Source organism: Mycobacterium sp., assembly GCF_044342925.1.
GTDB lineage: Bacteria > Actinomycetota > Actinomycetes > Mycobacteriales > Mycobacteriaceae > Mycobacterium.
On the sequence record NZ_JBIIOV010000147.1, the window covers coordinates 1 to 8409 of the forward strand.

Genomic DNA, 8409 nt, shown 5'->3' on the forward strand with positions numbered 1-8409 from the left:
CGAAGGACTGGATCTGGCGATCGTCTACCTGCCGCCACCGCACAACCCCGCCGACGTCGAATCACTGGCCGAGGCGATCCGGGGCTCGGGGTTGTGGCGGCCGGCGTGAGGCGCCGGCGCTAGTGATGCTCGGACGCTCCGACATGCTGGACGTACCAACCGACGTAACGCACAATCTCGTGGGCAGCCAAGTCGCAGGTGAGCGCATCGGGACCCAGCACCGCCTGGACGTTCGACATGTCGAAATACTTCTCATCGTTCATGTACGACCGGTAGAAGGTCATGCGCTCGTCGACTTTTTCATCGATCAGGGTGAATTCCCTGCGATCGCTGACGAAGATGGGTCGCTGCATGCCAAGCACCTCGGTCGCGCCGTGCCAACAGTCGATCAGCCGCGGTGGCGTCGGATTCGTGAGGTGGTAAATCGCCGAATCGGTCGACCTGATACTGATCGCTACCGCTGCGCGGGCAACCACATCGACAGGAATGAAGTTGACCGGTGTGCCACCGTCTGCCAGCAGCCGCAGCGGCCGGAACCGCAGGAGATCGCCAAGCGACTCCCGCACAGTGTCCCGGGCTCGCTGCAGCCCACGGACGAAGCCGTACAGGCCGGTGAAGGTGGTGGCCCCGTAGGTGGCACTGTGCCCGATCACGATGCTGGGCCGGAAAACTCTCACCGTCTCGAAGTCGGCGCCGAGGACGAGGCGCTCTGCGGCGAGCTTGGTGCGCTCGTAGTGGTTGTTGACCGGGCTATCGATAGGCACAGGCGTTTCAAGAATCCGCCCGCGCGCCGTGCCGGCGACGTAGGCAGTGCTGACGTAATTGAATGCGCGGCATGATAATTCGCGTGCGACGTCGAGCATGTGTTCAGTGCCGGCCACATTGTGCAGCGAGATCTCCTCAGCGCGCTCATCCTCGAACGCCAGCGAGGCCGCCACGTGCCAGACCTCGTCCACCCGTTCGATCTCGCCGGGATCCACACCGAGCGCCGGTGCGGTGATGTCACCGGCGATGGCCCGGCACCGCGCCAGATCATCGGCGCTCAGTATCTGGCCATAGGCCTGGCTGCTGGCGTGCAGCGCCTCGGTGAGCCGCTGCGCCGCCGAGCGCTCACCTCGGGGTCTCACGACGCAGAGGAGGTGCGCATCGGTGTGGCGCAATAGCTCCAGCGCCAAGGCCCCACCGACCAGCCCGGTTACTCCGGTCAGCAACACCGTTCTAGGTTGGGCGACGATCACAGCTCCTCACGATCGGACAACGATTCATACGGCAGGTTAGGGCCACTGGCCGGCGACCTCAGTAGCGCCCAATAAAGGTTGCGAAGAGTCAGTTTCCCCAGTTCAGGAATCTCCTCTAACTCCGCTCCGCGTAGTCGCTCGACGAATTCCAGCAGCGCGATCAGCTGCAGCGAGTCCAACCCGGCGTCATTGGCAAGATCGTCATCGAGTTGAACCACAGGCACTTCCGGACCTCGCAGTTCGACCAGGAAACGCCGCGCCTGGTCGGCGAATTCAGCTTCGGTCACCACATCACCGGCCACCGGGCACCGCCGCGGAGACTTCAGTCTGCGAAACCCACAGCGCTGCCACTGCGCGCCGATCGAGTTTGTCCTGGCCGGTGCGCGGCAGGGCTTCCTCAACGGCAATGACTCGGCGCGGCGCGCGCTGGATCCCAAGATCGTCGCGCACTTGTTGCGCGACGATCGCGGCAGTTGTGGCGCTGTCCGGGGCGATCCGCACGATCAGCCCGATGTCTTCACCGGAACCGGTCTGCAGAGGCGTGGCGGCAGCCTCGACGACGTCGTCGACGGTGAGCGCGGCCTCCTCCACCTCGTTGAGGTAAACCGCGAAACCGCCCTTCATGACGACATCCTTGATCCGGCCGGCGATACTGTAGACACCGCTAGCGTTGCGCCGCATGATGTCACCGGTTTTGAACCAGCGGCCGTCGAACGCCATATCCGTGGCGATGGGGTTACCGTAATACCCGTCGAACAGCGTCGGGCCGGCCAGTTGAAGTTCCCCTTCACCGGTGCCGCGCACCTCTTGACCGTTGCGATCGATCAGGCGTCCCTGCAGTAGCCACGGAACTCCGACGTCGTTGGTAGCCACACCGGAATGCACACACCCGAAGAAGATCGCGCACATCGCCTCGGAGATCCCGTAACAATTGACCAGCGGGAGCCCGAAACGGTCGTAGAAGCGTTGCTGCGCGTTCGCGGACACTGGGGCGCTCCCACTCAGGCACAGCGGCGCCGCACCATCGGGCTTGCGCGGTCCGGCCAAACGATTGACGATGTCTACCAGCGCGGGCACCAGATAGGTTTGCTCGATGCCGTTCCGGTCGATGCGACTCCAATACTCTTTGGCCGTGCCCATATTCAGCTCCGGCAGCACCACGACCGCCGCGTCGGCAAAGGCCGCCCAGGTGTAGTGCATGTTCAGCGTGCCCGATCCTGACAGGCGTGCGCTACACGCTAACCGGGTCGCCTGAGTGCCACGGAGGGCCGCGCCGGCTGCCGCGGACGCGTACATGGTCAGGGCCAGCTTGTGGTGGGTGAACGGAATCCCTTTGGGGTCACCTGTGCTGCCTGACGTGTAGCCGAGCATCGCGGTGTCCTCCGGCAGAGCGTGCGGATATTTCCCGCTGGCACCGATGCGCACGACCTCACCGGCCTCGACGGCAGGCAGGGCGAAGTCGGCGCCGGAGTGCTCGATCACGTTGCGGCGGAGCCTTTCACCCCACATCGCATCAATGAGAACGACGGTGGCATCCAACCGCCACAGTGCAATCAGCGTCGGAATCGTGTCGGGGTGATCGGCGAGGGTGACCGCACACCGCGAACCCGCGACCACCCCGGTGCGGGCGAACCGCGCTTGGAGACCATCGCTGCGGTTTGCGACGTCGGACCAGCTGAGCCGAATCCCATCAAACGGTGGTCGCGCATAGATCACAGCATCGGCGTCCGGGCGCTCCTCGGCCAATTGGAGGTAACGCCGCGGCAGTTCGCGGACGTCAGCGTGGGTTATCAATCGTCGCATCCTCTCGTTCTGTCGATTCCGGGTTGAGTACGCCGCGGTCACGTTGTTCGACCGACGCCACGAAATTGCCCAGTACCGACTCGAATTTCGCGGTGTGCTCAAAGAACGGCAGATGCCCGCACCGGTCGAAGATTTCGACGGTGGCATCGGGCATCATCTGCGCTGTGGCGTGCAGGCCCGATGGACTGACACAGAAGTCGTCGTCTCCACAAATCAGCAGTGTGGGTGCCATCACCTGCGGCAGCATCGCGACGTCATCGTGGGTCTGCAGTGCATCGGTCAGATTTGCTTCCAGCTGCGCAGCCGAGTTGATAGCCAGGAAGCGCTCACGCAGTGCGAGGTAAGTGGCCGTGCCGCCAACCGACTGAGCGTAATCGCCGAAGACCAGAGGGTAGATGGTGTCGAAAAGTTGTTTCGGCCCGCCGATTTTCAGCGTAGCCAACCATGATCTGGTTATCCTCGTACGACGTTTGGACCCCCACGCGCTGAAGGGTGGCCCGACGAGGATGAGGCCTGCGACCCGATCGGGATGGGCCACCGCGAAGTCACGGCAGATGACCGTCGAGATCGAAGAGCCGATCAGGTAGGTGCGCTCGATCTCGAGATGGTCCAGCAGCGACGCGAGATCATCGACATGTTGATCGAAACCGCGGGCTGGGCCGCTCGATGCCCCCTGATTACGTAGGTCGTAAGTCAAGAGCTGATGCGACGCGGCCAGGCTGCGGGTGAAGTTGCGCCACGCTGTGCTGACCACATAGATCGTGGAAACGAAGGTCAGACAGGGTCCGTCGCCTTCAAGCTCGAAGTACAGTTCGCAGTCATCGGCCAGGCGATGTCGGTCATGAGTACCCCGGTAGCCGAGATCCCACGAATCGATGGTGCTCAAATCCATTGGTATTTCGCCTTCGCAGATCGATCGGTTATCAGAGGTGGCCAGCGGTCGTTCGTTTGCATCACGTCCCCACCGCGGGCACACCGGTAGCGGTCGGCACCGTTGCGCCGGAGGGACTCTCATCGATGCCGAACCGGCGATGCAGTCGGACCAGCGGTTCGGGCAGCCACCAGTTGGCGGTTCCCATCAAATTCATCAGGGCCGGCGCCAGCAGCAGGCGGATGACGGTGGCATCGGCGATCACCGCCAGGGCCAGACCGATTCCGAACATCTTCATCGATGAGACACCGGAGGTGGCGATGGCTAGGAAGACCACAGCCATCAAAGCCGCGGCGGCGGTGAAGATTCGGCCGGTGCGCGCGACCCCGATCGCAACGGCGTGCGTATTGGCGGCGGCTGTGCGATCGGAGGCGAGCCACTGTTCGCGGATCCGGGACAGCAGGAAAACCTCAAAGTCCATGGACATCCCGAAGGCCAGACAGAACATCAATGGCGGCATGTTTGCGTTCAGCGTTCCGGTCGGAGTGAACCCAAGCAGACCGGACAGATGACCGTCTTGGAACACCCACACCATCGCACCGAAAGTCGCTGTGAGCGAAAGCAGGTTCAAGATCACCGCCTTCACCGGCAACAGCACGCTACCAGTGAAAAGGAACAGCACGATCAGGCTGGTCACCGCGACAATTCCCAGCGCTGCAGGTAGCCGCGCATACATCTCGTGGAGCGCGTCGGCGTAGACCGGCGCGGTCCCACCGAACACCGGTGACGCCGGCGCCGGCACGTCTCGTAATGCGCTGACTTGTGCGGAGCCCGCCGCTGACATCGGGTCCAGCCGGCTGGCCACCTGAACGTAACTCCCGGCTGCCGTGGCCATTGCGGGGTCCCCCGGCGCTACCTGATCTCCATTGACGTAGAGCCCATCAGCACCTGTCACGCCGTCGACCGCGGCGACGCGACTCAGCGCCGCCGCATACTCGCGTGTTGGTCCGTGATATCCGGGCAGGGCCACGGCGACCATCGACCGCATGCCAGGTACGAACTGGGCATCCAGGATCTCGGCGACTTGGCGGCTGGGCGCTGAGGCCGGCAACACCCGCTCATCAGGGTAGGCGAGCCGAGCGCCGAGAAACGGTGCCCCCAGCAGGAGCAGTAGCGCCGTCGTCGCGACAGCGACGGCACCCGGGCGCTTCATCACTGCACACGCCAGGCGGTACCAGTGGCTGTCCTGCTCGGCCGGCCTGGGCCGGGGGGTCCGTCCCAGCACTCGGTAGAGCCCACTGCGCAGATCCAGCGCATCGATCCGGTCACCGAGGAACACGAGCGCGGCTGGCAGCACCAGCACGGCCGCGGCGGCGGCGGCCGCCACCACGGCGATACCCGCATAGGCGAACGAGCGGAGAAAGTAGGCGTTGAAAACGGTGAGCGCACCGAGCGCGACGGCCACCGTCACGGCCGAGAACACCACGGTCCGGCCTGCCGTCTGCACGGCCCGCACCACCGCAGCCCGGGTGTCGGCGCCCGCGGCCCGCTCCTCGCGGTACCGGCTGACGATAAACAGGCTGTAGTCGATCGCCAGGGCGAATCCCAGCGCAGTGGTCATGTTCAGCGCGAAGATTGAAACGTCGGTGAATACGGTCAGTATCCGCAGAATCCCCAGCGTGGTCGCGATGGAGATCAGGCCGATCATTACCGGTAAGGCCGCAGCCACCACGCTGCCGAACACCAGTATCAGCAGCACCATCGTGACAGGCACCGCGATGACTTCGGCGACGATGAGGTCGTGGGCGATACGGGTGGCGATTGCACTGAAGACGCCGGCCTCACCGCCGGCCCGCACTGCAACAGCACCGAACTGCCCCGATAATTGTTTGTCGAGTCGGTGTGCCGCGTTCAGCGCCGCGGTCGCGTCGCCGGCCAGGTCGACCACGATCAGCCCGTCACGACCATCCCGCCCAATCAGCGTGGTTCGCGGTCTCGACGTGGCGTCGGTGAACGAGTGGACGCTGACCACGTCGGCGTCGGCGTGTAGAGCTGCGGTCACACGCGCGCCCACCGCGCGAGCATCCGCCGAGTCCGCTCCGTCCGGCGAGCTGACCATCACCAAGAAATTCGGGCTGGCACCAGGAAAGTCCCGATGCACCGAGTCGTTGGCGGCTTCCGCCGCCGGTGATGCGTAGCCACCAGCCTGCAACATACTGACGACACTGACACCCAATCCGGCGCACAGAACGACCACCGCCAACGCGGCGAGGAGAACGGTGCGGGGGCGGCGCACTGCGATGGCCGCCAAGCGGGTGATCACACGCACTCCGTCATCGAATGGTGCTGCGGGCAGTCCAACTCAGTGCGCAAAGACGACCGGGGCGATTGCGGGTTTACCGGCACTTCGAGCAGCATTGCGGTCCGGGCGATTTGGTCAGCTTCCCGGAGCATCAGAGTGTTCACGTGGGGACGAGCACCGGAGGCGGTTACCCACTGAGTGCCCTCCAGCGGCGGGCCGAAGCAGAACACCTGGTCCAGGATCGATCCGTCAGCGCGGACTAACTGTAGCGACGATTCATCGATGTCGAGCCCTCCCGACTCGTAGAAAGAGCCATCCACGTTGGCGATCCGGTGCGCGCGACACCAGCCGCGCTCGAACAAGTCGGCTAGCAACGGGTCCTGTGCATGCTGGATATCGGGCGCGGGTAGGTATGCATCGATGAGGCACGTGGCGGTCCGCCGGGAATTCGGGATCTGCCCGGACTGCACCACGAAACGGCCGCTGTCGGTCTCCAGTGTGGCCGGTGCGGCAGGCCCGACGAACTCGACCAGACCCCCACGTCGCAACGCGATCAACTCGGCCACCCGTGAGCGGGGTGGTCCCGAGGCAACCATGTTGTTGACTCCGTTGAACCACCCTTCGACGTCGTCGCGATAGGAATCACCCGCGATTCCGGCATGCGACACAATGGTTCGCACCACCGAGCGAAGTTGGCGCATCGACGCACTCACCGACTTGCTTGGACTATGCGCCGGCCCCTGCGATGCAGCCTCGTAGTCGGCGATGAGCTGCGACTCGATCCACACCTGGAAGTCGCTCGACGAAGCAAAAGTGCGGCCCGCGCAGGGCTGCAACAGATCATCCCAGTCCAGATGATCAGGTTGTGGACCTACGGCTGCATCGATGAGCTCTGGCCACCGGGTGGTATCCGGTGGCAGATCGCGAATTGTCGCGGCGAGGGCTTCAGGAGATACCGTCGTTGCCGTCAACGTAGAGTAATAAGCCCAGGCAAGCTCTTTCTGGATGATCGGCCAGACATCGCGGCGAAATCGCAAAGGCAGACTGCTGCGCAACTGAGCCGCACAGTCCTTGGTGAGAAACCGCAGCCGGGGTGCGGCAACCTTCGCGGTGCGCGTATCGGCCCGGGCGCGAAACGGAACGCCCTGGCGCGAGACGGCGTAGATCATTGGCTCCGCGCCCGATCGCCGATACACGAGTCCGTCTGCCGCGGTGTCGAATACACCTCCTCTGCCGACGGTGAGCAGCGAGAGGTAATCGAAGAAGGTGAGTCCCATTCCGGCCAGGATGACGGTGTCGGCGGGGCCGATCCCCGTCAGGTCGGCCTCGGCGGCATGCCCGGGCGGGATGTACTTCAGCCCCGCACTGGCGGCCTGCTCAGCGAGCTTCGCTGCACGTGGAGCCGCCGCCTGGGCATAGTGCCCCACTGACAGCACCACTGCGTCCGCGCAAACCGAAGCCGTTCCCGCAATCTCGATGCGATACCGGGCGCCCGAACGGTCGCAGGTGCGCAGCGCCGTCGCAGCGCCGCGGTGTCGCTGGATGGTTACATTCGCAGGCCGTTGATCGACGATGACTTCGAAGGCCCATCGCAGATAGTAGCCGTGCAGCGACCGGCTTGCATATGACCACGGCTGCAGCGCAACGGCTTCGGCGAACGGACCGGGTGGCAGCGGGATCTGACCGGCCCGCACACGCTGCGCCCACTCATACATGTTCGGCCCGCAGGTTTGAGGGCCGGCATAGAGCACGCTGGTGTCACCGAAGATGGTGATGTCGCCGGCAACGCTGTTCATCAGCAGCGAGCTGGGCTGATCCCGGCGCCAGATTCTGCCCGGACCGTGCTCATAGGGGTCGATCACGTGGATTCTCAACCGGCGGCTGGGAGTTTCAGACGCGTTGGCGCAGAGGCGTTCCAGGACCGCCGTTCCACGCGGGCCCGCTCCGATGATGGCGATATCGACGGTATCCATCATGCGGTTCCGAACGCCGGCAGGGCGACGAGTTCTTGACAAACCTGAAGAGAGCTCGCAGGCATTCGTGGCGTGTGGGTGGTCATTGGGTCAACCAAACCTCACCGTGACGCAATGGCCGAAACGGTTACGGGCCGACTGCAGTGCCTGCACGCCGCTGTCCTCAAAAAACCGGTCCAGGCAGTCGGAACTGAACGACTGCGAGGTGAAGCCGTCAGCCCC

6 protein-coding genes and 1 pseudogene are annotated in these 8409 nt (G+C 64.3%); 1 reads left to right on the top strand and 6 read right to left on the bottom strand.

Annotated elements, in window-relative coordinates; genetic code table 11:
- Positions 1-109: pseudogene (locus tag ADBZ6I_RS13910) on the top strand (LLM class F420-dependent oxidoreductase); the annotation flags it as partial.
- Positions 110-119: 10 nt separating this feature from the next.
- Here ADBZ6I_RS13910 and ADBZ6I_RS13915 read toward each other — a convergent pair.
- The 6 genes from ADBZ6I_RS13915 to ADBZ6I_RS13940 form a co-directional block, all read right to left on the bottom strand.
- The gene (locus ADBZ6I_RS13915; RefSeq protein WP_313673468.1) at positions 120-1214 is read right to left on the bottom strand and encodes an SDR family oxidoreductase; all 1095 of its coding nucleotides are present in this window, start codon (positions 1212-1214) and stop codon (positions 120-122) included.
- 20 nt (positions 1215-1234) lie between these two features.
- Positions 1235-1540, bottom strand: a complete 306-nt coding sequence (locus ADBZ6I_RS13920; RefSeq protein WP_526384806.1) for a hypothetical protein — start codon at positions 1538-1540, stop codon at positions 1235-1237.
- The gene (locus ADBZ6I_RS13925; protein WP_526384808.1) at positions 1530-3032 is read right to left on the bottom strand and encodes a class I adenylate-forming enzyme family protein; all 1503 of its coding nucleotides are present in this window, start codon (positions 3030-3032) and stop codon (positions 1530-1532) included. Before ADBZ6I_RS13925 ends, ADBZ6I_RS13920 begins: the two co-directional genes overlap by 11 nt.
- Positions 3016-3933, bottom strand: coding sequence for an alpha/beta fold hydrolase (locus ADBZ6I_RS13930; RefSeq protein WP_396894385.1), 918 nt, complete (start codon positions 3931-3933; stop codon positions 3016-3018). Before ADBZ6I_RS13930 ends, ADBZ6I_RS13925 begins: the two co-directional genes overlap by 17 nt.
- A gap of 61 nt (positions 3934-3994) precedes the next feature.
- A complete protein-coding gene (locus ADBZ6I_RS13935; protein WP_313673472.1) occupies positions 3995-6235 on the bottom strand; it encodes an MMPL family transporter in 2241 nt (746 codons plus the stop codon).
- On the bottom strand, positions 6232-8190 hold the full coding sequence (locus ADBZ6I_RS13940; RefSeq protein WP_526384811.1) for an FAD/NAD(P)-binding protein: 1959 nt from the start codon (positions 8188-8190) through the stop codon (positions 6232-6234). Before ADBZ6I_RS13940 ends, ADBZ6I_RS13935 begins: the two co-directional genes overlap by 4 nt.
- Between the last annotated feature and the right edge of the window lie 219 nt (positions 8191-8409).

Coding starts and splice junctions, on each gene's coding strand:
- ADBZ6I_RS13930 (WP_396894385.1), bottom strand. CDS start 3,933: ATGGATTTGAGCACCATCGATTCGTGGGATCTCGGCTACCGGGGTACT.
- ADBZ6I_RS13940 (WP_526384811.1), bottom strand. CDS start 8,190: ATGATGGATACCGTCGATATCGCCATCATCGGAGCGGGCCCGCGTGGA.